At 49.7% G+C, this 24,416-nt stretch carries 30 protein-coding genes and 1 pseudogene; 22 read left to right on the top strand and 9 right to left on the bottom strand.

Annotated features, from left to right (window positions below; all coding sequences use genetic code 11):
- Together ACJAZW_RS10865 and ACJAZW_RS10870 are read right to left on the bottom strand one after the other, a co-directional pair.
- Positions 1–308: pseudogene (locus ACJAZW_RS10865) on the bottom strand (MFS transporter); the annotation flags it as partial.
- A gap of 105 nt (positions 309–413) precedes the next feature.
- Positions 414–740: a DUF1476 domain-containing protein gene (locus tag ACJAZW_RS10870; RefSeq protein WP_415157955.1), complete on the bottom strand. Its 327-nt coding sequence runs from the start codon at positions 738–740 to the stop codon at positions 414–416.
- 269 nt (positions 741–1,009) lie between these two features.
- Between ACJAZW_RS10870 and purC the strand changes: the two genes are divergently transcribed.
- The 10 genes from purC (at position 1,010) to ACJAZW_RS10920 (ending at position 9,245) form a co-directional block, all read left to right on the top strand.
- Positions 1,010–1,774, top strand: a complete 765-nt coding sequence (purC, locus tag ACJAZW_RS10875) for a phosphoribosylaminoimidazolesuccinocarboxamide synthase (RefSeq protein WP_415158011.1) — start codon at positions 1,010–1,012, stop codon at positions 1,772–1,774.
- 38 nt (positions 1,775–1,812) lie between these two features.
- Positions 1,813–2,058: a phosphoribosylformylglycinamidine synthase subunit PurS gene (gene purS / locus ACJAZW_RS10880; protein WP_415158013.1), complete on the top strand. Its 246-nt coding sequence runs from the start codon at positions 1,813–1,815 to the stop codon at positions 2,056–2,058.
- A gap of 334 nt (positions 2,059–2,392) precedes the next feature.
- Complete coding sequence (locus ACJAZW_RS10885; RefSeq protein ID WP_415157957.1) at positions 2,393–3,472, top strand: acyltransferase family protein; 1,080 nt, start codon at positions 2,393–2,395, stop codon at positions 3,470–3,472.
- 163 nt (positions 3,473–3,635) lie between these two features.
- Positions 3,636–4,325 (top strand): phosphoribosylformylglycinamidine synthase subunit PurQ, encoded by a 690-nt coding sequence (gene purQ / locus ACJAZW_RS10890; RefSeq protein ID WP_415157959.1) that lies wholly within the window; start codon positions 3,636–3,638, stop codon positions 4,323–4,325.
- Complete coding sequence (gene purL / locus ACJAZW_RS10895; RefSeq protein ID WP_415157961.1) at positions 4,326–6,533, top strand: phosphoribosylformylglycinamidine synthase subunit PurL; 2,208 nt, start codon at positions 4,326–4,328, stop codon at positions 6,531–6,533.
- Between the two features lie 34 nt (positions 6,534–6,567).
- On the top strand, positions 6,568–6,798 hold the full coding sequence (locus tag ACJAZW_RS10900) for a BolA/IbaG family iron-sulfur metabolism protein (protein ID WP_415157963.1): 231 nt from the start codon (positions 6,568–6,570) through the stop codon (positions 6,796–6,798).
- A gap of 6 nt (positions 6,799–6,804) precedes the next feature.
- Entirely contained in the window at positions 6,805–7,428 is a 624-nt protein-coding gene (locus ACJAZW_RS10905; protein ID WP_415157965.1) for an HAD-IA family hydrolase, read from the top strand.
- Positions 7,425–8,345, top strand: coding sequence for a GNAT family N-acetyltransferase (locus ACJAZW_RS10910; RefSeq protein WP_415157967.1), 921 nt, complete (start codon positions 7,425–7,427; stop codon positions 8,343–8,345). The genes ACJAZW_RS10905 and ACJAZW_RS10910 overlap by 4 nt, the downstream gene beginning before the upstream one ends.
- Before the next feature lie 96 nt (positions 8,346–8,441).
- Positions 8,442–8,777: a Grx4 family monothiol glutaredoxin gene (gene grxD / locus ACJAZW_RS10915; RefSeq protein WP_415157969.1), complete on the top strand. Its 336-nt coding sequence runs from the start codon at positions 8,442–8,444 to the stop codon at positions 8,775–8,777.
- Positions 8,778–9,245, top strand: a complete 468-nt coding sequence (locus ACJAZW_RS10920) for a YtoQ family protein (protein ID WP_415157971.1) — start codon at positions 8,778–8,780, stop codon at positions 9,243–9,245.
- Positions 9,246–9,273: 28 nt separating this feature from the next.
- Here ACJAZW_RS10920 and ACJAZW_RS10925 read toward each other — a convergent pair whose 3' ends face one another.
- Positions 9,274–10,212, bottom strand: coding sequence for an AEC family transporter (locus ACJAZW_RS10925; protein WP_415157973.1), 939 nt, complete (start codon positions 10,210–10,212; stop codon positions 9,274–9,276).
- A gap of 252 nt (positions 10,213–10,464) precedes the next feature.
- Between ACJAZW_RS10925 and ACJAZW_RS10930 the strand changes: the two genes are divergently transcribed.
- On the top strand, positions 10,465–11,691 hold the full coding sequence (locus ACJAZW_RS10930; RefSeq protein ID WP_415157975.1) for a multidrug effflux MFS transporter: 1,227 nt from the start codon (positions 10,465–10,467) through the stop codon (positions 11,689–11,691).
- An 87-nt stretch (positions 11,692–11,778) separates the two neighbouring features.
- Positions 11,779–13,002: an MFS transporter gene (locus ACJAZW_RS10935; protein ID WP_415157977.1), complete on the top strand. Its 1,224-nt coding sequence runs from the start codon at positions 11,779–11,781 to the stop codon at positions 13,000–13,002.
- A 140-nt stretch (positions 13,003–13,142) separates the two neighbouring features.
- Here ACJAZW_RS10935 and ACJAZW_RS10940 read toward each other — a convergent pair whose 3' ends face one another.
- Positions 13,143–13,520, bottom strand: a complete 378-nt coding sequence (locus ACJAZW_RS10940; protein WP_415157979.1) for a hypothetical protein — start codon at positions 13,518–13,520, stop codon at positions 13,143–13,145.
- A gap of 279 nt (positions 13,521–13,799) precedes the next feature.
- Between ACJAZW_RS10940 and sbmA the strand changes: the two genes are divergently transcribed.
- Positions 13,800–14,996: a peptide antibiotic transporter SbmA gene (sbmA, locus tag ACJAZW_RS10945; protein ID WP_415157981.1), complete on the top strand. Its 1,197-nt coding sequence runs from the start codon at positions 13,800–13,802 to the stop codon at positions 14,994–14,996.
- A gap of 76 nt (positions 14,997–15,072) precedes the next feature.
- Here the strand turns inward: sbmA and rpsD are convergent, their stop codons facing one another.
- A complete protein-coding gene (rpsD, locus tag ACJAZW_RS10950) occupies positions 15,073–15,690 on the bottom strand; it encodes a 30S ribosomal protein S4 (protein WP_415157983.1) in 618 nt (205 codons plus the stop codon).
- A 373-nt stretch (positions 15,691–16,063) separates the two neighbouring features.
- Between rpsD and ACJAZW_RS10955 the strand changes: the two genes are divergently transcribed.
- The 3 genes from ACJAZW_RS10955 to ACJAZW_RS10965 are packed head-to-tail and all read left to right on the top strand — an operon-like array spanning position 16,064 to position 18,194.
- Entirely contained in the window at positions 16,064–16,420 is a 357-nt protein-coding gene (locus tag ACJAZW_RS10955) for a GntR family transcriptional regulator (protein WP_415157985.1), read from the top strand.
- A complete protein-coding gene (locus tag ACJAZW_RS10960; protein ID WP_415157987.1) occupies positions 16,417–17,301 on the top strand; it encodes an ABC transporter ATP-binding protein in 885 nt (294 codons plus the stop codon). The genes ACJAZW_RS10955 and ACJAZW_RS10960 overlap by 4 nt, the downstream gene beginning before the upstream one ends.
- Positions 17,298–18,194 carry a hypothetical protein gene (locus ACJAZW_RS10965; protein WP_415157989.1) on the top strand — a complete coding sequence of 299 codons (897 nt, stop codon included), beginning with the start codon at positions 17,298–17,300 and terminating at the stop codon, positions 18,192–18,194. The genes ACJAZW_RS10960 and ACJAZW_RS10965 overlap by 4 nt, the downstream gene beginning before the upstream one ends.
- Positions 18,195–18,225: 31 nt before the next feature.
- Here the strand turns inward: ACJAZW_RS10965 and ACJAZW_RS10970 are convergent, their stop codons facing one another.
- Together ACJAZW_RS10970 and ACJAZW_RS10975 are read right to left on the bottom strand one after the other, a co-directional pair.
- Positions 18,226–19,041 carry an RNA methyltransferase gene (locus ACJAZW_RS10970; protein ID WP_415157991.1) on the bottom strand — a complete coding sequence of 272 codons (816 nt, stop codon included), beginning with the start codon at positions 19,039–19,041 and terminating at the stop codon, positions 18,226–18,228.
- A gap of 50 nt (positions 19,042–19,091) precedes the next feature.
- Positions 19,092–19,658: a GNAT family N-acetyltransferase gene (locus tag ACJAZW_RS10975; RefSeq protein ID WP_415157993.1), complete on the bottom strand. Its 567-nt coding sequence runs from the start codon at positions 19,656–19,658 to the stop codon at positions 19,092–19,094.
- A 64-nt stretch (positions 19,659–19,722) separates the two neighbouring features.
- Between ACJAZW_RS10975 and ACJAZW_RS10980 the strand changes: the two genes are divergently transcribed.
- From ACJAZW_RS10980 to ACJAZW_RS11000, 5 genes are all read left to right on the top strand, one after another.
- Positions 19,723–20,139 carry a GFA family protein gene (locus ACJAZW_RS10980; RefSeq protein ID WP_415157995.1) on the top strand — a complete coding sequence of 139 codons (417 nt, stop codon included), beginning with the start codon at positions 19,723–19,725 and terminating at the stop codon, positions 20,137–20,139.
- A 14-nt stretch (positions 20,140–20,153) separates the two neighbouring features.
- Entirely contained in the window at positions 20,154–20,552 is a 399-nt protein-coding gene (locus tag ACJAZW_RS10985) for a GFA family protein (protein ID WP_415157997.1), read from the top strand.
- Positions 20,552–20,887 carry a TfoX/Sxy family protein gene (locus tag ACJAZW_RS10990; protein WP_415157999.1) on the top strand — a complete coding sequence of 112 codons (336 nt, stop codon included), beginning with the start codon at positions 20,552–20,554 and terminating at the stop codon, positions 20,885–20,887. Before ACJAZW_RS10985 ends, ACJAZW_RS10990 begins: the two co-directional genes overlap by 1 nt.
- A gap of 78 nt (positions 20,888–20,965) precedes the next feature.
- A complete protein-coding gene (locus ACJAZW_RS10995) occupies positions 20,966–21,550 on the top strand; it encodes a DJ-1/PfpI family protein (protein ID WP_415158001.1) in 585 nt (194 codons plus the stop codon).
- Between the two features lie 73 nt (positions 21,551–21,623).
- A complete protein-coding gene (locus tag ACJAZW_RS11000; protein ID WP_415158003.1) occupies positions 21,624–22,007 on the top strand; it encodes a ribbon-helix-helix domain-containing protein in 384 nt (127 codons plus the stop codon).
- Here the strand turns inward: ACJAZW_RS11000 and fabF are convergent.
- Positions 22,004–23,287 (bottom strand): beta-ketoacyl-ACP synthase II, encoded by a 1,284-nt coding sequence (gene fabF, locus ACJAZW_RS11005; RefSeq protein WP_415158005.1) that lies wholly within the window; start codon positions 23,285–23,287, stop codon positions 22,004–22,006. The two genes, ACJAZW_RS11000 and fabF, sit on opposite strands and share 4 nt — an antisense overlap.
- 105 nt (positions 23,288–23,392) lie before the next feature.
- Complete coding sequence (locus ACJAZW_RS11010; RefSeq protein WP_415158007.1) at positions 23,393–23,830, bottom strand: MarR family winged helix-turn-helix transcriptional regulator; 438 nt, start codon at positions 23,828–23,830, stop codon at positions 23,393–23,395.
- A gap of 177 nt (positions 23,831–24,007) precedes the next feature.
- Between ACJAZW_RS11010 and ACJAZW_RS11015 the strand changes: the two genes are divergently transcribed.
- Positions 24,008–24,416, top strand: a 409-nt coding sequence (locus tag ACJAZW_RS11015; RefSeq protein WP_415158009.1) for an isocitrate/isopropylmalate family dehydrogenase, incomplete at its 3' end; no start/stop codon positions are given.

Genomic DNA, 24,416 nt, shown 5'->3' on the forward strand with positions numbered 1-24,416 from the left:
TGCCATTCGGTCGTCACAAAGGGGAGAAAAACAACGCAACCCGCTCGCGCCAAATCAAGGGCCACAAGCAGCTTTTTGCGGTTCTGCGGTTGTATTAGTCCACCAACCACAGGCGCCACAAATATGAAGGCGATCATTTTGATCGCCAAAGCAGTGCCCAAAACCAAACCGGCCCGCTCACCCGCAATCTCAAATGCAAGAAGTGCCAACGCAATTGTGGTCAGTCCAGTGCCCGCCAATGCAATCAGCTGTGCACTGAACAATTTACGAAATGTCGTGTTTTGAAAGATCGAACGTTTGCCGCTCATTTGCCCCACCTGTTTTTTGCGCGATGTGACCATATGCTAGGAAAAAAAGCAAAAGAAAACGGCCCCAAAAATGGAGCCGTTGGTCATCTCAGAAAAGTGGTTTTGTTATTTTTCAGTTTTGAACGTTTGCGCGACTTCAGCGTATAGCGAACGCATCTTAGCCCGTAGGTCGTCGTCAGAAATCGCAACGTTCTTGGCGTCGAAATCGCCGCGCACTTTACGGAACACGTCTTCATCGCCTGCTTCTTCAAAATCAGATGAAATCACGTCACCAACATAGGCTTCTAGTGCAGATGCTTCAGTGATGCCCAATTGTTCTGCCGCCCACTGACCCAAAAGCTTATTGCGACGGGCTTCAATTTTGAACTTCGTCGCTTCGTCATGCACAAACTTGGCTTCTGCAGCTTTTTCGCGATCTTTAAATCCGGACATATATTGGTCTCCACATAAAAAAGGGTTCAGCCCTTTGGCCTCTTTACCAACGAGATAGTGCGAATGGACAAATAAATCAACGATACTTTACCCACTTTACCGTCCAATTATGCTCGATTTGACCGAATTCGCTTTGATTGGTGTCAATTTTTTCAGGACAACACTGTTTTACAAAACCCAAACCACAACAAATTACTTGCATTTTGAGCCCAAAAAGGCGCATGAAGCCCGCGAAAGCTTTTATCAAGTTCAGAATCACGGGTAACATGATGAACCGTCGTCGTCGCATTTATGAAGGCAAAGCCAAAATCCTTTATGAAGGTCCAGAACCCGGCACGTTGATCCAGCACTTCAAGGATGATGCAACTGCGGGCAACGGTGCCAAGCACGAAGTCATCGAAGGCAAAGGCGTTCTGAACAATCGAATTTCCGAATATATTTTCACAAAACTGAACGAGTTGGGCATTCCTACTCATTTCGTACGCCGCATGAATATGCGCGAACAGTTGATCCGTGAAGTCGAAATTATCCCGCTAGAAGTTGTCGTACGCAACATCGCTGCAGGCTCAATCTGTCCACGTCTCGGTCTTGAATCAGGTACGCGCCTGCCCCGCTCAATCATTGAATTCTATTACAAAGACGACGCGCTGAACGACCCGATTGTTTCTGAAGAACACATCACCGCTTTTGGCTGGGCCAACCCACAAGAGCTAGATGACATCATGACGTTGGCCGTGCGCATCAACGACTTTTTGTCTGGCCTGTTCATGGGTGCTGGCATCCAACTGGTGGACTTCAAGATCGAATGTGGTCGCCTTTATCAAGACGACACAATGCGCATTGTTTTGGCAGACGAAATTTCACCCGATAATTGTCGTCTTTGGGACGCAAAGACAAAAAGAAAGCTCGACAAAGACGTGTTTCGGCACGACTTAGGTAGCCTGGTTGATAGCTACCGCGAAGTTGCGCAGCGTCTGGGCATTTTGGTTGAAGCCGAAAACGCCTTGACCACCGGTCCTCGTTTGGTGAAGTAAATGGCCACACGGTCGATAAAATAGAATGAATGGTTAGAATTATGAATGCACGTGTGTTCGTTACGTTAAAAAATGGCGTCCTTGATCCGCAAGGCAAAGCAATCGAAGGCGCATTGGGTAGCCTTGGTTTTGATAGTGTGGATGCGGTTCGCCAAGGAAAAATCTTTGATTTGAAAATTGATGCATCTTCAAAAGAAGAAGCAGAAACACAAATCGCTAAAATGTGCGAAAAGCTGCTCGCCAACACTGTGATTGAGAATTATTCAATCGAACTGCGAGACTAAAACTCATTCAGTTTGGGTTCATACCCACTGTAATAATCCTATAATCATATCGAACAATGGCACAGAAAATCGGTTCTGCGCCCGCTGGAGTTTTCATGCTTAAATCAGTCTCATTATCACTTATGTTTTTCCTCGCCATGGGCATTTTCGTAGCCGCATATGGCACACTGCCAGCCTAACGCTCGCTTAGATTTGCAATTCAACAAAGTTTTACACATTAATACTACCGGTTAATCATACTATTCAAAACACCCGTCTCTCGCGTTGTCGTGATCGCTCTTTTCACCAAAATCTGCTAATTTCATCGCACCGCATTTGATTGAGGAGCGTTGTAATGACTGGAAGCGAACGATTAGACTGGGTAGACGCGGCCAAAGGGCTGTCGATCCTATTGGTGGTCATGCTGTACGCAACAAACGGTGCGGGCGAAGCCACTGGCAACGTAGGTGTGTTGCACTACTTTATCGGATTTGCGACACCGTTCCGGATGCCAGAGTTCTTTTTGATTTCCGGGCTTTTCCTTGCAAACGTCATTAATCGCCCATGGGGCAAGTACGCTGACCGGCGGGTTGTGCACTATTTTTACTTCTATGCACTTTGGGCGGTCATTCACATCGTGCTAAAAGTCGGCCTTGCTTCCGCCGACCCAATCACTGCTGCCGAATATCTATTATGGGCCATCATACAGCCCTACGGCGTTCTTTGGTTTATCTATGTTCTTGCTCTCACCAGCCTTGCAACAAAAGTTCTTACTCAATTGCGGGTGCCGCATTGGGTTGCCTTTGCCGGCGCTGCAGCCCTCTCTATGGCGCAAATAGACACAGCCAGTTACGCGCTCGATCAGTTCGCAAAATATTTTGCCTTCTTTTACGCAGGATATGCGCTGGCTCCTTGGATTTTCAAACTGGTCCAAAAAGCAATTTCCGCCCCAAAAATTGCGCTTGCGGGCCTCGCCTTCTGGGCAGCGCTCAACGGCTATCTTGTGTTTACACCGGGTTTCGTCGCCGCCCCCATGCACTTCACCATGGGCCTTGCGGAAATTCCTGTGCTCAAGTTTTCTCTCGCACTCATCGGCGCAATTGCCCTTTGCGTTGCTGCCGGTCTCTTATCCCAAAAAACTTGGATGGGCTGGCTAAGCTTCATCGGCAAACGATCATTGGTGATCTATTTGGCCTTTGCGTTGCCGCTAAGCTTTAGCCGTATTGCATTGATCAAACTTGGTCTCATCAGCGACACGACCCTTCTAACTATAGTCACAATGCTGATCTCAATAGTGCTGCCGCTGGTCGGATATTGGATGATTGAAAAAGTTGGATTTGGACGTTTTCTGTTCACACGACCCGCATGGGCAACCTTGCTCAAAAGCGGGCCAAAAACTGACCATCCAATCAAATATAACGCCCCTGCGGAATAACCGATCAAGAAATCGACATAAACTCAAAAAAAGAAGCCCGGCACCCCGCTGGGCCTCTTGCTTTTTGGGGTAAAATTCCGTCAAAGAAGGGCAAATATCAGCGCATCGCCAATATGGTCGCGTGGGCTTCAATCCAGCACTCAACACCCAATGGGGACTGAACATGAAATCAGCTGTGATTTTATTCCCCGGTCTAAATCGTGACCGGGACATGCTTACCGCGTTAGAGCAAATCACCGGACACAAACCACATGCGGTTTGGCACGGTGATGCAGACCTGCCAAAGGTTGACCTGATTGTCGTTCCCGGTGGTTTTTCCTACGGCGACTATTTACGCGCAGGTGCAATCGCGGCGCGGTCCCCAGCTCTCGCACAGGTCAAAAAGCATGCTGACGCTGGCGGTCTCACATTGGGAATTTGCAACGGCTTCCAAATCCTTACCGAAGCGGGCCTGCTGCCCGGCGCTTTGATGCGGAATCGCGACTTGAAGTTTTTATGCAAAACGATTCATTTAAAAGCAGAAAACACTTCCAGCGCTTTCACCAATCAATATGCTGATACGCCAGTCGTGCCCTGCCCAATCGCCCACCATGATGGCAATTACACAATCGATCCCGATGGCCTCAAAGAGCTTCAAGATAATGACCGCATCGCGTTCCGATACTGTGATGCCGACGGCAACACAGATGTCGCGGCAAACCCGAATGGTTCCATCGACAATATCGCAGGCATTCTGAACAAACGCGGCAATGTTTTGGGTATGATGCCGCATCCCGAGAACCTGATTGAAAAAGCACATGGCGGCATTCAAGGCCGGATGATCTTTGAAAGCCTTGTGAAAGCGGTGGCGTAAATGCTCAAGAACCAAGACATTGAAATCACCAAAGACCTGATCGCATCACACGGCATCAATGACGAGGAATATGCAAAAATCCTCGAACTGATTGGCCGCGAGCCAACCTATACTGAGCTGGGCATCTTTTCAGCTATGTGGAACGAGCATTGTTCGTATAAGTCGTCAAAAATTTGGCTCAAAACGCTCCCGACAAAGGGTGAGCGCGTAATCCACGGACCTGGCGAAAATGCTGGCGTTGTCGACATTGGCGACGGTCAGGCTGTGGTGTTCAAAATGGAAAGCCACAACCACCCATCTTTCATCGAGCCCTATCAAGGCGCGGCCACCGGCGTTGGCGGCATTCTGCGTGACGTGTTCACCATGGGCGCTCGTCCAATCGCGGCAATGAACGCGCTGCGGTTTGGTGCGCCAGAACACGAAAAAACCCGCCACCTTGTGTCAGGTGTAGTTGAAGGCGTAGGCGGTTACGGCAATTCGTTTGGCGTGCCCACTGTTGGCGGCGAAGTTGAGTTTGATGCGCGCTACAACGGCAATATCCTCGTAAACGCTTTCGCGGCTGGCCTGCTCGACACAGACAAGATTTTCTTATGCGCAGCCAAAGGCGTTGGTCTGCCTATCGTATATCTTGGTGCAAAAACCGGACGTGACGGGGTTGGTGGCGCAACCATGGCGTCAGCTGAGTTTGGTGATGACATCGATCAGAAGCGCCCGACAGTACAGGTTGGTGATCCTTTTACCGAAAAATGCTTGCTTGAAGCTTGCCTTGAATTGATGGCAACCGGCGCTGTGATCGCCATTCAAGATATGGGCGCAGCAGGCCTAACCTGCTCGGCGGTTGAAATGGGCGCACAGGGCAATTTGGGTGTTATTCTGAACCTAAACGATGTGCCGGTTCGCGAAGAAAACATGACGCCATATGAAATGATGCTCTCGGAAAGCCAAGAGCGCATGCTTATGGTGCTTGACCCAGCTAAGGAAGACGAAGCGCAAGCGGTCTTTAAAAAGTGGGAACTGGACTTCGCCATCGTCGGTCAAACAACAGATGATTTACGCTTCCGTTGCATTCATGACGGCATTGAAGTTGCCAACCTGCCTATTAAGGACCTGGGCGATGAAGCGCCAGAATATGATCGCCCACGTTCCCCCTATCCCGCGCCTCCAGCGCTTGGCGACATTCCCGCTGACATTGACCCAACAATCTCGTTGATGACCCTCATCGGCAACGCCAATGGCGGCTCCCGTCGCTGGGTGTGGGAGCAATATGATACGCTGATCCAAGGCAACTCTGTGCAGCTGCCTGGTGGCGACGCTGGTGTTGTGCGGGTTGAAGGCGCTAACGGCAAGAAGGCCCTCGCCTTCTCCGTTGATGTGACCCCGCGCTATTGTGAAGCAAATCCGCGCGAAGGCGGCAAGCAAGCCGTGGCCGAATGCTGGCGCAACCTTTGTGCGGTTGGCGCATTGCCTTTGGCCTCAACAGACAACCTAAATTTCGGCAATCCTGAAAAACCAGAGATCATGGAGCAGTTTGCTTTGTCCGTTCTGGGTATTGGTGACGCTTGTCGTGCGCTCGACTTCCCAATCGTTTCTGGCAACGTCTCGCTTTACAACGAAACCAACGGCGTCGGCATTTTGCCAACACCCGCAATAGGCGGCGTTGGTTTGATGGCCGATTGGGCCAAAATGATGACTCAAAGCTTCAAGAACAAAGGCGATGTGATTCTTTTGGTTGGCAAAAATGGCACGCACCTTGGCCAATCCGCATTCTTGCGTGATTGTTTGGATCGGATCGAAGGCGATGCACCAACTGTTGATTTGGAAGAAGAGGCGAAAAACGGCGCTTTTGTTCGTGGCTTGATCGACGATGAGTTGCTGACCGCTTCCCACGATCTGTCGGACGGTGGCTTAGCCGTTGCTTTGGCTGAAATGGCAATCGCTGGAAACTTAGGCGCAACTGTAGATGTTGAAACCAAACTTCAAAACTTGTTTGGAGAAGACCAAGCCCGCTATTGCATCACCGCAAATTCTGCTAACATCGACTCAATTCTGGCCCGCGCGTCTGAGCAAAATGTTTCGATCTCTCAACTGGGTTCAGTTGGCGGCGAGATATTAAAGCTTGGCGATGCGATAAGCCTGAAAGTAACAGACATGCGTGCGACGCACGAAAACTGGTTCCCTGCCTTTATGTCAGCGGCACCAGCTGAATAGTCGGCTCGCAATGAAAAGAGAATTGGCAAGAACTATGTCTATTGGCACCGCAGAAATTGAACGTTTGATCATCACCGCTATTCCAGACGCAAAAGTGCACGCGGAAACCGACGATGGTCATCACTATACAGCAACAGTTGTCGCTGAAACGTTCAAAGGCAAATCACGCGTGCAACAGCACCAATTGGTCAATGCAGCACTCAAGTCTGTGTTGGACAATGGTTCGCTACACGCCCTCGCTTTAAAAACCAACGCGCCGGAATAATCTCCGGTGCGAGCTGTCCTTTTTGATGTGGATGGCGTGCTCATCCATTCCATATTTCACCCCGATCCGACGCGTTGCCGCGATTGGGGACAACATATGGAAATGGATTTTGGCGTAAAACGCGAAGACTTCAACAAATTCTTTCGCCAAGATTACGGCGACGTTGCGCGGGGCAAACGGTCGATCGTGACGGCCCTAGATGCGTTTTTGCCCACCATTGGCGCAAAAACAAATGCCATGGACTTGCTCGCCTATTGGTTTGAAAACGACACACCGCTCAATCTGCAACTCCTTGATGGCATCAAGCGTCTTCAGCGTACAGGCCAAGTACGGGTTTATCTCGCCACAAACCAAGAGCATTTGCGGGCCTACCATTTGTGGACAAACCTTCGGCTAAACCACATTTTCGACGACATATTTTATTCCGCTCGTATTGGCTTTGCCAAACCAGACCCTGAATTTTTCGCAATTATTGACTACAAGCTTGGTCCACAGTCTGCGGCACCATTGTTCTTCGACGATAGCCAAAAGAACATCGATGCAGCAAAGCAGGCAGTTTGGGACAGCGTTTTGTTCGAAACCGAAGACGACTTCTTCAATCACCCCTGGATCAAAGAACAGCTAAAATGAAGCACATCATGAACCCATGGGAAAATGGCGTGATCCTGCGACCATGGGATGAAGAAGACGGCCCCGACATGGCCGCACTCCACCGCCGCGCCATTCTTGCGACCAGTGACGAGTTTTATACCCAAGCACAGCGCGAAAGTTGGGCGCATGGCCTAACCGGGGACGGTTACGCGAAGAGCGCTGCCGACGGTGAAGTATTCATCATCGCTGTGGATGAAGACGACAAGCCTCTCGCCTTTTGTGGTTACAAAGGCAATGAAATCTGCGGACTTTATGTCGACCCAGATCATCAAGGTCGCAATATCGGCAAACGATTGTTTTTTCGTGCATGCATGAATATGTTTCAATCGCAGCCGGACAAAATTATTGTCGATTCCAGTGCTCCAGCGGTGAAGTTTTATGAAGACTTTGGATACAAGGTGATTAGAGAAGTCACTCATGACACGCGTGGTGGCGTGAAACTACACGCCTTTGACATGCAATCCGACCTCATCGAATATTCGGATACAATCGGCCCTCACGAAAACCGAGAATTATCATTAATGCTGGACGGAAAGAAACGCCTCGCATGGTTCGGCGATTTAGACCCTGTAGATGCATTCGCGCCACATGTAGAAGAAGGCACAATTTGCCGGTTTGAATGGCATGACTATACACGCAACTTCTACGAACAATTCAAAGACAGTATTCGCGAAGGCGCCGTAATTGACGTCGCTGCAATCTACTACCTCCCCGGCGAAGAAGCGCGCGTAGAAGAGTTTATGCAAGCAATTGCTGATAAGCACTCCTCACCCGGTCACCATTGGGAACGCAAAATAGGCGAACTGCTCGACTATCCTACACACGCGATTGATGCTTTCATTGAGCAATTGCAAACAAGATCAGCAAAAGGTGAAGTCACCATTCTCGACAATTGATCACCAATATTCTAAATAGTGGACAAACACTTTCACATTTGCGGGCGAAGGGTGGCTTTCGCTTGAACAATCAGACGACTTCCAAAGGATAAAATTATGAGCGACATCAACGCCTATATCGAAGACCAAGTGAAAAAAAATGATGTATTCTTGTTCATGAAGGGCTCACCAGATTTCCCACAGTGCGGTTTCTCGGGCCAAGTTGTGCAGATTATGAACTATCTTGGCGTTGAATACGCATCTGCCAACGTGCTTGAAAACGACGAACTTCGCGACGGCATTAAAGCCTACACAAACTGGCCAACTATTCCTCAGCTTTACGTAAAAGGCGAGTTTGTTGGCGGTTGTGACATTATCCGCGAGATGTTCCAAGAGGGCGAATTGCAGTCACACCTCACCGCAAACGGCATTGCCGTTAAAGAAGCGAGCTAAATGAGCCGCCACTGGACCGTCTATCTTTCAGGCGAAATTCACTCCGATTGGCGTGAAGAAATCGAGGCTGGCGCGCAAGCGGCTGGCCTCGCTGTTTCTTTCACAGCGCCAAATACCAATCACGCAGATAGCGATGATGGCGGTGTGGCGATTATGGGCGCGGAAGACAAGAAGTTCTGGCACGACCACAAGGGGGCAAAACTCAACGCCATCCGCACCCGCACGTTGATCGAAGAAGCTGATTTGGTGATTGTTCGCTTTGGCGAAAAGTACAAACAGTGGAACGCCGCGTTTGATGCTGGATATGCAGCAGCGAACGGCACACCATTAGTTGTAATGCATGGCGTAGACCACCAGCACGCTTTGAAAGAAGTTGATGCGGCGGCATTGGCTGTTATTGAAACACCGCAACAAGCCGTGCAAATTCTCGCCTATGTCATCAATGGCGATATGCCGAAATCAAGGTAGACAAAATCGGAATCAAAAAAACAACTACTTAGGCGAAATAGTTTGCACCAACCCAAATCGCAATGGGTACCGTAAGAAATGATAGAACAGTTTGAACCGTCAGCGTTGCAGAATATAGTCCCGCATCCCCACCCATTTTCTTTGCCAGCACATAACCGTTCATCGCCGCTGGAACCGACGCTAAAATCAGCAGCACCTGCGCTGACATTCCACTAACACCGAATAACAAACATAGGCTTGCGGTCAAAACTGGCACACCAATCAGGCGTCCCAATACACCGGCCCACATCTCTTTACTCGGGCTAAGCGCAGCTTTCAAACTAAGCCCCGCCCCAAGCGCCAACAAACTTAACCCAAGCGCTGCTTTGCCCAGCAAATCAAGCATCGTCATGGCCGGTTTCCATACAGGAATGCCCGACAAGCTGACAAGCAATCCAATTACAGCTGCCATGAATATGGGGTTTTTGACGACTGTCAGCGCCACATTCTGCCAATTGAGTGTTTTGCCTTCGCCAAAGGCGACCAAAACAACGATATTGATAAACTGATTTATCGGCACCAAAACCGCAAACGACAAAGCAATAACCGCAGCACCCGCTTCCCCAAAAAGCTCCAAAACAATCGCAAGAGCAATAAACCCGTGATAGCGGCTAACCGTTTGAAAGATAGTCGTATATTGCGGATCTTTGGTGTCCCAAAGGGCGCGCAATAAAGGACGAATGGCCAACAGCAACGCCGCTGTCGCGAGCACAGCCACCAACATGACCATCGTCACGGGACCAAGCTGAATCTCGCTAAAATCTGCCTTCAACAAGGTGTGCGCCAAAAGCGCCGGAAACAGCACCCAAAAACACAATTCATCAACAATTTGCCACTTGTCAGCAGCGACAAAATTGCTTTTACGTAATCCAAATCCAATCATGACAACAGCAAAAATCGGCAGAATATTCTCAAATGCTGCAAGCATATGAAGCCCTTATTGGAATGTGAAACTGTAAGGCAGGCGGGTTTTCTACCGCTACGCCCATCTACTCCGGCTGTCAACAATCACGCAAAATTGGTCAAACCTATTGCCAAGGGTACATTCGCCTGACATTATTTGACATACCATGCTAGTCGCCGCATTCCCCTCGCGGCCCAACGCTTACCCAAAGACCGACAATAGTCTATTCGTCAGCCCAATGAGTTGGTGCTGCATTGCTTGTCCACTGGAGCTCGAATGAAATTCGCAAAACTAGACATCACAAATAACCGCTATGAATTTATCGCTTTGGCCGCGTTGGTGATGGCACTCAATGCCCTAGCCATTGATATCATGCTTCCAGCATTACCAGACATTGGCGATGCGATTGAAGTGGTGAGCGAGAATCATCGCCAATATGTGATCACGAGTTTTCTCATTGGATTTGGCATTAGCCAATTGTTCTTTGGCCCCCTTTGCGATGCAATTGGCCGCCGCAAAACATTCTTCATTGGCGTCACAATCTACATCATCGCCGCTGTCGCTGGTTCGATGACCGAAAGCTTTACCGCCATGATCACTATGCGCGTAATTCAGGGCATTGGCGCGGGCGCCACACGCGTTGTCGCCCTTTCAATGGTACGGGACAGCTTTGCTGGCCGCGCGATGGCTGAGGTCATGTCTTTGATCATGATGGTATTTATGGTGATGCCGGTGCTCGCCCCGGCCTTCGGCCAACTCATCATCCTGTTTGGCCCCTGGCAATGGATCTATATTGCAATGGCCGTGATCGCTCTTATCGCTTTGGTTTGGGTGACCTACCGCATGCCTGAAACGCTTAAACCAGAAAATCGTCGTGCATATCGGCCAGATGTGGTGATCGAGGGGTTTAAAATTGTCTTCACCAACCGCTCAGCCCTTATGTATGGCCTCGCCAACATGGTGAAAATTGGCGCGCTTTTTGGCTTCCTTACCGCGTCACAACAAATTTATGGCGAGCTATATGAATTGGGGGCTTTGTTCCCGGTCGCCTTTGGCTTTATCGCGCTGGTTATGGCCAGCGCGTCATTCGCAAACTCGCGCTATGTCGGCCGTTTTGGCATGCGTCTGCTCTCGCATTCAGCATTGCTCGGGTTCGTCGCACTAAGCGCTATCTGGGCGGCACTTGCCTATTTTGATGCATTACCGCTTTGGTTGTTCATTGCGCTGCAGGCCCCCATTATGTTTTTGTTTGGTCTCACGGGCACCAATTTTAACTCATTGGCCATGGAACCTTTGGGCAAAGTTGCAGGCACGGCGGCATCGGTTTTTGGCTTTATGCAAACCGCGGGCGGTGCATTGTTGGGCACACTCATTGGCCAATCCTATAATGGCACGGTGCTGCCGATTGCACTTGGTTATTTGATCTTTGGATCCATTGCCGTGGTTTTAGTGCTGATCGCTGAAAATGGCACTTTGTTCCAAGCCCACAATGATCCCATATGATTTAGTGATGGTGCAATTCATTATTTTGATTTGTTGGAAGCCATTAATCGGCGCTAGCTTCGACTTCCAATATCGATAGGGCAAGACATGAACAATACCAAAGCAGCCACCAAAAATGCACTGCCAATCATCATCATTGCAGGCTGCATCATCGCTATGGCGTCATTTGGTGTGCGCTCAACGTTTGGGCTCTTCACACTACCCGTCACCGCTGAATTTGGCTGGAGTCGCGAAACATATGGCTTAGCACTGGCCATCCAAAACCTCGTCTGGGGGCTGATACAGCCTATCGCTGGTGGTGTGGCAGACCGGCACGGCACGGCCAAAACCTTATCGCTCGGCGCTTTAATATATGCGGCAGGTTTGCTGCTCATGGCTTTGGGCGGTACGCAAGCAAGTCTGTATTTGGGCGGGGGCTTATTGGCAGGCATCGGCATCGGCACAGCATCATTTGCAGTGGTCATGGCCGCGTTCGGCCGTGCTGTTCCAGCTGAAAAACGTAGTTATGTCTTTGGCATTGCCACCGCAGCCTCATCGGCCGGGCAGTTCGTATTCGCGCCAATTGGGCAGCAATTCATCAATTCCTTTGGCTGGCAAACCACCCTGATCTATTTTGCCGCCGTTTTGATGCTGATCTTACCGCTATCGTTCGCCCTTAGAGGAAAGACGGAACATTCGAGCGAAGACACAGAAGACCTATCTGTGGTTGAAACCTTGCGCCGCGCATTCCAACACAAATCCTACAATTTACTCGTGGCTGGCTTTTTTGTCTGCGGTTTTCATTTGGCTTTTATTACCGTGCACCTGCCCGCCTATCTCGTCCAAAGTGGCCTTTCGCCAGATGTCGGCAGCTGGGCGTTGGCGCTCATCGGTCTCTTCAATATTGTTGGTTCACTTGGCGCTGGATATCTCGGCGGTAAAGTTCCAAAACAATATCTGCTTGCCTCAATTTACATTTCACGCGTTGTCGTCACGGGACTGTTTTTACTCATACCCGTCAGCGAAGCATCCGCGTACCTGTTTGCTGCGCTGACCGGCCTGTTGTGGTTGGCGACCGTGCCGCCTACCGCCGCCTTGGTCTCCGGCTTTTTCGGACCAAAATATATGGGCATGCTTTATGGGTTTGCCTTTTTGTCCCACCAAGTGGGCTCGTTTTTCGGCGTATGGTTGGGTGGTGTTATATTCGACCGCACAGGCTCATATGATCTTGTTTGGTATTTGGGCATATTTCTTGGGTTGGCGGCAACCGCGTTGCACATTCCAATTAACGAGAAACGATCCGAACGCTTTCAGGTCGTTGCGCCTGCATGATGCAAGGGGTGTTCTCAAAAATGTTTGAATGCTCGCCCTAGAGCAGACGAGATAGAAATATTGGGCTTCACCACCAATTCCGTGTGGTCAGCCGGGCCGAGCTCCTAAGCCGACAACTTAAAAAGAGCAAACCGCGAGAACTAAGCGACGTTCTTTTGCTGCTGCTCTTTCAACTTCATGTCACGCAGGTCCTCTAATGACCGCCAAAAGATGACATAGGTGGCGAAATCTCGAGTGAAGTTCTCAAATTCATGCACCACATCAACGCCGATTGGCACAACATCACCGGGTTTCATGTCATGCTTATGATTTCCCACCTTCAGGTGGGAACGGCCGCGCATCACAATATATATGATATGCACACCAGGCGGCACCGGATACATGCCGCTTTTGGGTGTATAGAGCTGAACGGAGAGCGTATCACTCGCGAATGCCCGAGCGAACCAGACACCGTCCGGCCACTTTTTTGTCGGGGGACCTGGTATCCGGTCCATTAGATCGTCAAATCCAATTCGCATTAGTATTCCCTACTACGATCAACTGCCCAGTTTGGGACTGTCGCTACCTACAAGTATGCACATAGGCACCGCTACAATACGGTTAATAACAAAAGTCTTATGCGAATAGAGTGAAAAAACTGGAAACAATTAGATAGCAATCAACTATTTGTCTAGTTTTCCCAACAATGCAGTGCGTAATTTCGTTAACACACTCATTTGCCCAGCTATTTGCTTGCGTGAAACTGCATATGAAGGAAAGATGATCTTCGAAGGACATTTACGCGAGGGAGGCAATCTGTGTTTCGATCATTCTTTCCAATGCCAAAGATTTTCTTTGGATCAACGGTCATTTGGACCGCAATTTGCGTGTTTATCTGGTTCACCATGGGCAGCCAACTACAAGGGTTGTTGAGCCTAGACCCAATATTGACGCCAAGTGCAGGCGAAGATGCGACACCATTTTTAACAAACCAAAAAGTCTGGCTTTACCAATACATCCTGATGGCAACCTACGGCTTCTGTGTCCTTTGGTATTTTATAGGCCGTAACAAGTGGTATTGGTGGTCCGTAGTTGGTTCCGCTTCCATCTTCATCATCATTTTTGCACAAGTTCAGGTCGGCGCCTATTTGAACGATTGGTACGGAGATTTCTACAACCAAATCCAACAAGCGCTTGCCGAACCCGGCTCTGTTTCCATCGAAAAATTCTTTGGCGACATGGTGCCGGTGGTCCTCATCCTCATGCCAAATATTGCCGTTGCCGTGTTGGTGGCATTTTTTACCGGCCACTATGTGTTTCGTTGGCGCACCGCCATGAACTTCTTTTACATGGACTATTGGCAAGACGTTCGAGAAGTCGAAGGCGCATCACAACGGATCCAAGAAGACACAATGCGATTTGCAACAAGTGTTGAAGATTTGGGTGCGGAGCTTGTCAGTTCCTTGATGACGCTTGCGGTATTCTTACCCATCTTGTGGACGCTATCTCAGCAAATTACAGAACTTCCATTAATTGGCGCTGTGAACGGCTCATTGGTGTGGGTAGCGCTGGTTTCTGCGGCTTTTGGCACCGTGCTTCTTGCACTGGTTGGCATTAAATTACCAGGCCTTGAATTCAACAATCAAGTTGTCGAGGCAGCTTATCGCAAAGAGCTAGTTTATGGCGAGGACGACCCGTCAAAGGCACAGCCTAAGACTGTTTTGGACTTGTTTGGCGCTGTACGTAAAAACTATTTCCGCCTTTATTTCCACTACATGTACTTTAACGTCGCACGTTATCTCTATCTGCAAGGCGCGAACTTCATTCCGCTGATCGCGCTTGGCCCGTCAATCGTCAGTGGAGCAATCACATTCGGCATTTTGCAACAAGTATTCAACGCATTCAGCCGGGTGGAAAACTCATTCCAATATCTGGCCAACTCTTGGACCCAGATCATTCGCTTGATGTCAGTTTATCAACGTCTGCGTAGGTTTGAAAAAGCAATGCCCGTCTAGCATCGACAAATACACACACAAAAAAGGCCGCCCAAAAGGCGGCCTTTTCAATTTCTCTAGTGTGTGTTCGTCTCGATTAACGAGAGTAGAATTCCACAACCAGATTTGGTTCCATTTGAACTGGATAAGGAATATCCGTCAAAGTTGGAACCCGTGTCATGACAACAGTCAATTTCTCGTGGCTGTAGTCCAAATAATCAGGAACATCGCGTTCAGCCAATTGTGTTGCTTCCAACACAAGGGCGATCTGCTTTGATTTCTCACGAACTTCAACAACATCACCCACGTTCAAGCGATATGATGGGATGTTCACGCGTTTGCCGTTAACAAGCACATGACCGTGGTTCACGAACTGACGAGCAGCAAAAACTGTGGGAACGAATTTTGCGCGATATACAACAGCATCCAAACGACGCTCAAGTAGGCCCACCAACAATTCACCTGTATCGCCGCGCTGACGAGTAGCTTCGCCATATACACGTTTGAACGATTTCTCGGTCATGTTGCCGTAATAGCCTTTCAGTTTTTGCTTAGCGCGCAACTGAATACCAAAATCTGATAGTTTGCCTTTACGGCGTTGACCGTGCTGGCCTGGGCCATATTCACGACGGTTTACTGGGCTCTTAGGGCGACCCCAGATGTTTTCGCCGAGGCGACGGTCAATTTTATATTTCTGCGAATGGCGTTTAGTCATCGCTTGTCCTTTGCGTTTTTTCTTTAAAGACAGCGCCCTCCTTTGATTTGTTAAACAACAGATTCAACAAATCCGACAGACTGTACGAAAAACACTTTTCGGCCGTTTCCGGCTGGCCAAATCACTTTGGCCTATATGAAAACCGACAGTCTCGGGTGCCCTTGCTCAACCTTAAGGATTCAACAAGTGGCGCGGATGTACCGCCCAATCAACATAAAGTCAACGTTTTTCGGCACTTTCAAGCTCCATTAGCGTGCTTTTTATACGGTCGAAAAAGCGGCAACCACAAACTTTTCTGCTTGCCCCTTGCATTTTGTTGTTGCAATCGTGATTTGGTGTGTTACTACTCTAGCACACTAAATGAGTGAGACACATGAACCAATGGAATGAATCGCAACCAATTTTTGTGCAGATAAGAACGCGTATCATCGCCCTTATTCTGGACAAAACCGTCAAAGAGGGCGAGGCATTGCCCTCAGTCCGACAAATCTCCACCGATTTGTCGGTAAACCCATTAACCGTGACCAAGGCCTACCAGTCGCTTGTTGAGTTGGGGGTTGTAGAGAAAAAAAGAGGACTAGGCATGTTTGTGGCCGACGGCGCACCTGAAATTTTGCTGAAACATGAGCGTGAAAAATTTTTAACACAAGAATGGCCACGAATTCGCACCCAAATTGAGGCACTTGGTCTCGACCTAAACGAATTAATGAAAGAAGAGGGCAAAAAATGACCAACCCAACTCCCCTCGTCAAAGCGACTGCATTACGCAAAGGGTTTGGCAAAAAAGAAATCCTGCATGGCTTGGATTTCGAAATTCAACCAGGTCGGATTGTGGGGCTAATTGGCCACAACGGTGCCGGCAAAACCACAACATTGAATGCGCTACTTGGGCTAACCGATTGCGATGGTGACATCACGGTATTGGACAAAAAGCCCTACACTGAGCGTGCTGCACTTATGAATGAAGTTGCCTTCATTTCTGACGTTGCCAGCCTGCCCCGTTTTCTGCGTGTTCGTGAACTCTTCGACCTGCTCGATGAGATTCACCCCAATTTCTCTAGGGAGAAGGCAAATGGATTTCTTAACGGGACCGATATCAGGGCTGACGCAAAGATTAAAAATCTATCAAAAGGTATGGTCGCTCAGTTGCACCTTGCTGTCGTCATGGCGATCAATGCTCGGCTTTTAGTCTTAGACGAACCAACTCTTGGGTTGGATATCACCTACCGTAAGCGTTTTTATAAGCGTCTATTGGAAGACTATATGAACGAAGACCGCACGCTTTTGATCACCACCCACCAAGTGGACGAGATCGAGTTTATGCTCACGGACCTCATGTTCATTCGGGACGGACACTTGGTGCTCGACAGCCCAATGGAGGAAGTGGGCGAACGTTACGTTCAGCTGATTGTCGATGCCAAAAACATAGATAAAGCCAAAGCCCTAAAGCCAATTTACGAAGAAACCAAATTTGGTCAAAACATCATGATTTTTGACGGTGTTGACCATGATAAATTAAGCGCATTGGGCGAGATTTCAATCCCAACTGTTTCCGATCTATTCGTCGCCCTTATGCAGCGCGACACGGCTCACCAAGGAGAAATGATATGAGATCTTGGGTCGCCCTCGTTAAACGAGAATTTTTAGAGCACCGTGGTGCATTTCTTTACGCACCAGCTATCATCACTTTAGTTGTTGTGGTGGTTCTAGCTGTCGCTGTGATGTTCAACCAGCCAGAGATTGCGGCTGATGCAGGTGATATGCCAGGCAGCGTCAAACTGTTTGAAGCCGCGTTCATGGCATCATTTCTACTTTGGTCTGTCTATCTGCTGATCGCGTTATTCTTTTATTATTCTGATGCCTTCCACGCAGACAGGCGCAACAATTCAATGTTGTTCTGGAAGTCGATGCCCAAGAGCGACTTGCAAATGCTCGGCTCAAAAGTTCTAGCAGGCTACACAGTCTTCCCGCTCGCCATCGGCGCATGGATCATGGTCTCCGGTGTCATCGTGTATCTGTTTGCCAACGTGATCGACATGATTGTGGTATTCTACACCGCACCAAATTTCATGGAATTCATCAATAGCTATATGCAAATCTTGGTGGCAGGCGTTGTGTACGCCCTAATTGCTCTGCTCTGGTACGCGCCAGTTTTTGGCTGGGCCGCCTTTTTGGGCACACTGTTCAAGCGTTGGAGCATGCCGTTATTCTTCGCCATACCAGCAATCGCTGTTTTGCTTGAACGCGTTATCAACATTCGCAACTTCACCTATGAAAGCCAGATACTAAAGTTCATCAAATTCCGGCTGGAAATGGTTGGCGAGGATCCTCAGGACTTTGATCCCGAAGTTTGGATTATGCAGCAAGATGCGGTTTCTGCTTGGGAACTCATCAAGTTCGCAATCTCGCAAACCGATTGGCTGAATATGGGCATTGGCATCGCCATACTTGCCGGATTCATCTATCTCGCCAGCGAGTACCGTCGCCGATTGATTGACGCTTAATCAACTTCACGCAAAAATGATAGAAGGGCGCCTACTCGGCGTCCTTTTTTTGTTTGAACTTTGATTGATCGCGCAAAGGATTGGGGCGTTCATGACGACGATCTAGTGCGGCAATGACACCGCGAAACGTGCGCACCTCTTGAATGTTCATTTGCGCCCGCGCAAACATCGCGCGCATATTCGCCACCATTGACGGACGCTTGCCAGGCGTTTTAAAGAAATTCACCCGGTCCAGCGCTTCTTCCAAATGCAACATCAAACCAACCAAATCTTCACGCTTTGCTGGTTCCTCAATTGGCCCATTAAACGGCAAATCATCCGAACCATTAGACGCCCGCTGCCATTCATAGGCCAAAACTAAAACAGCTTGTGCAATATTGAGTGAAGCAAACGCGGGTTCGACGGGCAATGTAACAATCTTATCGCACAGCGCGACCTCATCATTGTTGAGCCCCCAGCGCTCCCGACCAAATAGAATGCCAACCTTTTCACCATTTTTGATTGGGGCCACCATCTCGTCAGCTGCCATATCTGGGCCAATCACAGGTTTATACATGTCGCGCGATCGCGCTGTCGTCGCATAACAACGCGTCAAATCGGCAATAGCGCCTTCAACCGTCCCAAACACCTGCACACGATCAATCACGTGGTTGGCTTTTGCTGCAGCGGAGCGCGCCTTTTCACTGGGCCATCCATCGCGCGGATTAACCAGACGCAAGTCCCACAAACCAAAATTTGCCATCGCGCGAGCTGCCGTGCCGATATTTTCGCCCAATTGCGGCTCACAAAGAATGATCGCCGGCCCCGGTTTAAGCTCTAGGCCCTTGGTGCTGTCAGTGCCTGCCATTTGTCGCTCCATCATTTCGAGGCGATGAATGGGCTAATCGATACAAAAGATCAAGGGTGCAGTTCGACCCACTCTCGTTGCAAAATCGCATAGATGAGCAATTCGTCCCATTCGCCTTTGAATAAAGCTTGCTCCTTGAAGTGTGCTTCACGCCGCATACCAAGCTTTTCCATCAATCTCCAAGACGGATCATTTGGCGCTGAACATTTGGCTTCAATCCGATGTAGATCAGCTTTCTTGAATGCAACATCCATTAATGCTGTCGCCGCTTCCAGCGCATAGCCCTTACCTTGGAACCGTGGATTGATGACATAACCAATCTCCCCCTGCCGTGCCTCCACGTTCCTAGAAAACAACAAAAACTCGCCAATCATTTCGCCAGCTTCTTTTAGCTCGACGTGCAAAAATAGCGGATGGCCTTCTGGCGTAAAATCAGTGAAGCCTAACCGCCGTTCCATGGTTTTTTCAATTTCATCCCGGCTCCGCGGTTCATAGGGTAAATACCGACACACTTCGGGGTCAGCGCTATAGTCCATCAATGCATCCACATCATCCGCCCGCGCCAGCCGCAAAAGCAGGCGATCAGTTTCTATCGGCAATTCAAACGGCAATTTCATCGACAACATATCCAATATTCAATTTAGTGTTGCATCCAACCCAAATGCTCGGCAATCTGCCCATATGAGTGATTTTGTTGAAACATCGTGCGCATGCGGCGCGGTCCGCGTCAAAATTTCTGGTGAGCCGCGCACAACGATGCTGTGCGCCTGCAAAGATTGCCAAAAAGCCAGCGGCACAGGCCATAGTGCACTCGCCCTTTTTAGTGACGACACTACCCAAATTTCTGGCGAAACCAAGTCCTATTGTGTCACAGCAGACAGTGGCGCGACGGTTGAGCGAAATTTTTGCCCAACTTGCGGCACGCCCATTTTTGGCACGACGTCGAGGGTGCCGGCGCACAAGCTTTTGCCCGTCAGTATGCTTGGCGAAGTTGCTAGCGCCTATCGTCCACGTTCGCTGATTTTTGCCCGGTCTCATTTGGTGTGGGACCATATCGACCCGGATCTTCCACAATTCGAAAAGTACAAAGAAAGTTAGAAAGGTAAACCTAGATGACAAAAACCGGCCAATGCCACTGCGGTGCAGTTACATTTGAAATAGATGCAGAGCCGGTCCGCATGGCCCAATGCCATTGCGAAGCATGCCGTCGCCTTAGCGGTACTGGCCACGTGGTCCATGCTTTTTTTCGACGTGAAGACGTCAAAATATCAGGCACGACAAAATCTCATAAATCCATTTCCGATGCGGGAAACACACGCACACGCCACTTCTGCCCTGAATGTGGATCACGGCTGTTTGCCGAGAATACACGAGCGCCTGGCGCCATAGGTGTTTCAGTTGGTGTGTTCGATCAAAGTGATTGGTTCAAACCCGAAGTCATTCTTTATTATTCTCAGCGTCCAAAATGGGACCCTGTGGACGACACAATAGAAAAACACGAGTTTATGTGATGACAGAAGAACGAGACGCCCTAGCAGAACGAATTCGCCAAGTAATCGGGGACGATCCGAATGTGACCGAAAAGAAAATGTTCGGCGGAATTGCGTTTATGCTCAACGGCAACATGCTTGTCGGTCCACACAAAGACGGCACGTTGATGGCCCGGGTTGGGCCAGATTTGTACGAAGAAGCGCTCACCCGCCCCGGCGCGAGCGTAATGGATTTTACCGGCAAAACCATGAAGGGCTTCATCCATGTCCACCCCGATAAACTGGTGGATGATGAAGCCCTTGCCACATGGATTGCGCTGGCGACAGAATTTGTTGGGGCGTTGCCTGCGAAATAGCCTGTAGTATCTGGCTAACACCCGCAGCAGTCTTTGCCGCCCTATGCTTGCTTCTCAACCAAACTTGAGGAGGAAGTTATGGGTGCGAAGAAAATTCTAATGATTGTCGGCGATTTCGTCGAAGACTACGAAGTTATGGTGCCATTTCAGTGTTTGCTGGCGGTGGGTCACAAAGTAGACGCCGTGTGTCCTGAAAAAGCTGCGGGTGACAGTATTGCCACCGCCATTCACGATTTTGAGGGCGATCAAACCTACACCGAAAAGCCGGGTCACCGATTTGCGCTGAATAAAAGCTTTTCAGAAGTTGATGTTGTTGACTATGACGCCTTGGTCATCCCGGGTGGTCGCGCCCCAGAATATTTGCGCTTAAATTCAGATGTCATTTCCATGGTTCAGCATTTTGCAAACGCCAATAAGCCCATGGCTGCTATTTGCCATGGCGCACAACTGCTGGCAGCGGCTGACGTTATTAAGGACAAAACCGTTTCCGCATACCCTGCCTGCGCACCGGAAGTAAAACTTGCTGGCGGTAACTATGCGGATATTGACGTTACCGACGCCACAACTGACGGCAATTTGGTCACGGCCCCCGCCTGGCCGGCGCATCCTGCTTGGATCGGGCAGTTTCTTGCCGTTCTAGGCACGACGATCAGTCACCGCTGATTTAGTTTGCCAAACCAAACCATATTTGATGAACTAGATTCTGCGCGTAAAGCGCGCAGAATTGGAGGAACAAATGTGCCAATTATTTGTTGGAGCTGACACACAGCTCTGGGAAAATCAAACGCGCTCGATGCGAATAGATGGCATGGCCACAAGTGTGCGCTTGGAAGAATTCTATTGGCAAGTGCTGGCTGAAATTGGTGCACGTGACAGCTTGTCGGTGGGCCAGTTGGTGACAAGATTGTTCCTGGAGACCTTGCAAGAGGGACACGACCCTGACAATTTCGCATCATTCTTGCGCGTATGCTGCGGCAGGTATCTGTCCTTGCAACTTTCAGGCGACATCCCAACGGACCAATCAGCAGACATAGCTTCACTTGATGCGCCAAAAATCTTGGCGCGAGAACGTGCCTCACGCCAAAATTTGCATTCGTCCGCCTTAGACCAAGTCGGTTAGACCTTACTAAAAATCAGACTTGCATTCACGCCGCCAAATCCAAACCCGTTGGAAAGCACGTGTTTAATGTCCCATTCCTTGGGCTTATTGGGCACCAGCTCAAACTTATCCGCTTCAAGTTCAGGATCATCAATGTTCAACCCTGCCGGTACAATGTTGCTACGCAATGCCATAATCGAATAGATCGCCTCAATCGCGCCTGCCGCCCCAAGCAAGTGACCGGTAGATGATTTGGTCGAGGTCACAGGCAAATCCTTGCCACGTCCGTTAAATACCGCCGAAATGCCCGCTATTTCCGCCGCATCCCCAACAGGCGTCGAAGTGCTGTGTGCGTTGATATAACTGATATCCTTAGGCTCCAATTGTGCCATGTGCAATGCTTGCCGCATGGCCCGTTGCCCGCCCTCGCCATCTGGCGAAGACGCGGTCAAATGAAACGCATCACCCGACGTGCCATAGCCAGAAACAATGGCCAACGGCGTCGCCCCACGCTTTTGCGCATGGCTTAAGCGCTCTAACACCAGCACGGCTGCACCTTCCGACAGCACAAAACCTGCACGACCCTTATCAAAAGGCCGAGACGCTGTAGACGGCGTATCGTTGAAATCTATTGCCAATGCCCGCGCCGCACCAAATCCGCCAATCGAAACAGGATCAACACAAGCCTCAGCGCCACCACAAACAGCCACATCAGCTTCGCCGGTCAGCAGCATCCGCATGCCGTCACCAATCGCTTGCGCTGACGCGGCACACGCGGTTACAGGCGTGCCAATCGGCCCCTTGAGTTGATGCAAAATCGAAATGTGACCCGCGGCGAGGTTTGCCAAAAAAGATGGCACCACGAAAGGCGACAACCGACGTGGCCCACGTGCATCAATCGTGCGCGTAGCGGCAGTCATGGCGGGGAAACCACCAACCCCTGTCGCAATGATGGTGGCACTGCGCTCTTTTTCGGCATCCGTTTGAGGTGCCCAACCCGCCTGAGCTAGCGCTTCATTCGCCGCAACAATGCCATATTGGATGAACAGGTCCATCTTCTTGATGTCTTTTGGCGCAATGTGATCTTGGGCCGCAAAACCATGTTGATCGTCTTGCTTTGAAGGCACCACACCAGCAATCTTGGCACCAAATTCCGTCGTATCAAACCGATCATGACGCACCACCCCGCTTTTGCCCGCGAGCAACCGTGACCAGTTTACATCAACACCGACGCCCAGCGGACTAACAACGCCCATGCCGGTCACAACAATTGGGTCTGCGTTCGAATTCAAAATGCTCATTTTCGCTTCCATCTCTACTTTACTTTCATCACTGCCATCGCCAGATTACCAAACCAAAATCCGTGCATTCACGCGACCATGGAATGGAATTTGCCAATACCCTCGCTAAGTGATCTCTTTTTTTGTTAATTCCGCAGTAATCCGACGTAAAACATCCAATGCTTGATCAACTTCATCGCGCGTAACTTGTTTGAACGCCATATTTTGCGCCTCCCGCCACGCCGGTGTCATCACTTCCATCAAACGCCCTCCAGCGGAAGTAAGTTCCACCGTTCGCGCATTGCCCTTTTTAGCTGTCACCAGCCTCACAAACCCCTTTTTTTCCAAAAGCGAAAGATTCCGCGTTAGCGTCGTCCGCTCAATGGCCAAGAAATCAGCCAAAGCAGATACAGATTTATGATCCGTCCCCACCAGCGACGCCAAAAGTGAAAACTGCTCAGTGGACACGTCAAATTCACGCATATGTTCAGCAAAACGGCGGGTCATCACCCTCGCCGCCGCCCGTATATTGCGCAGCAAACATTTTTCAATCTCGGATTCCATTCCCAAAACTCTACTGTGTATCTACACAATGTCAAGAATTGTGAATTCTGCACCGACCAATGCCACCATTTTGAGGCCAGCGCTTTGCGTTTTTTGATTGGGGTGCTATAGGGGCAGCGAATGCCTGTACCCCACAAACAGGCCTCCCCATTCAACCAACGCTATGCGGAGCATTCCATGAGCAAAATCAAGGTAGCGAACCCAGTCGTCGAACTCGACGGCGACGAGATGACACGGATCATCTGGCAGTTCATTAAAGACAAACTAATCCACCCATATCTCGACATCGATCTGCACTATTATGATCTTGGCATCGAAGCGCGCGACGCGACGGACGATCAGATCACTGTGGACGCTGCAAACGCCATCAAAAAACATGGTGTTGGCGTGAAATGCGCAACAATCACCCCCGATGAAGATCGCGTTGAAGAGTTTGGCCTGAAGCGCATGTACCGCTCACCAAACGGCACCATCCGCAACATTCTTGGCGGCGTTATCTTCCGCGAGCCGATCATTTGCCGCAACGTGCCACGTTTGGTGCCAGGTTGGACACAGCCGATCATTGTTGGCCGTCACGCATTTGGCG

It is taken from the genome of Maritalea sp. (genome assembly GCF_047634455.1).
In the GTDB taxonomy this organism is placed as follows: Bacteria; Pseudomonadota; Alphaproteobacteria; order Rhizobiales; family Devosiaceae; genus Maritalea.

Coding starts and splice junctions, on each gene's coding strand:
- ACJAZW_RS10955 (WP_415157985.1), top strand. CDS start 16,064: ATGAACCAATGGAATGAATCGCAACCAATTTTTGTGCAGATAAGAACG.
- ACJAZW_RS10900 (WP_415157963.1), top strand. CDS start 6,568: ATGTCTATTGGCACCGCAGAAATTGAACGTTTGATCATCACCGCTATT.
- purL (WP_415157961.1), top strand. CDS start 4,326: ATGCTCAAGAACCAAGACATTGAAATCACCAAAGACCTGATCGCATCA.
- ACJAZW_RS10980 (WP_415157995.1), top strand. CDS start 19,723: ATGAGTGATTTTGTTGAAACATCGTGCGCATGCGGCGCGGTCCGCGTC.
- ACJAZW_RS10935 (WP_415157977.1), top strand. CDS start 11,779: ATGAACAATACCAAAGCAGCCACCAAAAATGCACTGCCAATCATCATC.
- ACJAZW_RS10940 (WP_415157979.1), bottom strand. CDS start 13,520: ATGCGAATTGGATTTGACGATCTAATGGACCGGATACCAGGTCCCCCG.
- ACJAZW_RS11000 (WP_415158003.1), top strand. CDS start 21,624: ATGTGCCAATTATTTGTTGGAGCTGACACACAGCTCTGGGAAAATCAA.
- ACJAZW_RS10870 (WP_415157955.1), bottom strand. CDS start 740: ATGTCCGGATTTAAAGATCGCGAAAAAGCTGCAGAAGCCAAGTTTGTG.
- ACJAZW_RS10970 (WP_415157991.1), bottom strand. CDS start 19,041: ATGGCAGGCACTGACAGCACCAAGGGCCTAGAGCTTAAACCGGGGCCG.
- grxD (WP_415157969.1), top strand. CDS start 8,442: ATGAGCGACATCAACGCCTATATCGAAGACCAAGTGAAAAAAAATGAT.
- ACJAZW_RS10930 (WP_415157975.1), top strand. CDS start 10,465: ATGAAATTCGCAAAACTAGACATCACAAATAACCGCTATGAATTTATC.
- ACJAZW_RS10995 (WP_415158001.1), top strand. CDS start 20,966: ATGGGTGCGAAGAAAATTCTAATGATTGTCGGCGATTTCGTCGAAGAC.
- ACJAZW_RS10920 (WP_415157971.1), top strand. CDS start 8,778: ATGAGCCGCCACTGGACCGTCTATCTTTCAGGCGAAATTCACTCCGAT.
- ACJAZW_RS10985 (WP_415157997.1), top strand. CDS start 20,154: ATGACAAAAACCGGCCAATGCCACTGCGGTGCAGTTACATTTGAAATA.
- ACJAZW_RS10910 (WP_415157967.1), top strand. CDS start 7,425: ATGAAGCACATCATGAACCCATGGGAAAATGGCGTGATCCTGCGACCA.
- ACJAZW_RS10965 (WP_415157989.1), top strand. CDS start 17,298: ATGAGATCTTGGGTCGCCCTCGTTAAACGAGAATTTTTAGAGCACCGT.
- ACJAZW_RS10885 (WP_415157957.1), top strand. CDS start 2,393: ATGACTGGAAGCGAACGATTAGACTGGGTAGACGCGGCCAAAGGGCTG.
- ACJAZW_RS11010 (WP_415158007.1), bottom strand. CDS start 23,830: ATGGAATCCGAGATTGAAAAATGTTTGCTGCGCAATATACGGGCGGCG.
- rpsD (WP_415157983.1), bottom strand. CDS start 15,690: ATGACTAAACGCCATTCGCAGAAATATAAAATTGACCGTCGCCTCGGC.
- ACJAZW_RS10990 (WP_415157999.1), top strand. CDS start 20,552: ATGACAGAAGAACGAGACGCCCTAGCAGAACGAATTCGCCAAGTAATC.
- purQ (WP_415157959.1), top strand. CDS start 3,636: ATGAAATCAGCTGTGATTTTATTCCCCGGTCTAAATCGTGACCGGGAC.
- fabF (WP_415158005.1), bottom strand. CDS start 23,287: ATGAGCATTTTGAATTCGAACGCAGACCCAATTGTTGTGACCGGCATG.
- ACJAZW_RS10925 (WP_415157973.1), bottom strand. CDS start 10,212: ATGCTTGCAGCATTTGAGAATATTCTGCCGATTTTTGCTGTTGTCATG.
- purC (WP_415158011.1), top strand. CDS start 1,010: ATGAACCGTCGTCGTCGCATTTATGAAGGCAAAGCCAAAATCCTTTAT.
- ACJAZW_RS10975 (WP_415157993.1), bottom strand. CDS start 19,658: ATGAAATTGCCGTTTGAATTGCCGATAGAAACTGATCGCCTGCTTTTG.
- ACJAZW_RS10960 (WP_415157987.1), top strand. CDS start 16,417: ATGACCAACCCAACTCCCCTCGTCAAAGCGACTGCATTACGCAAAGGG.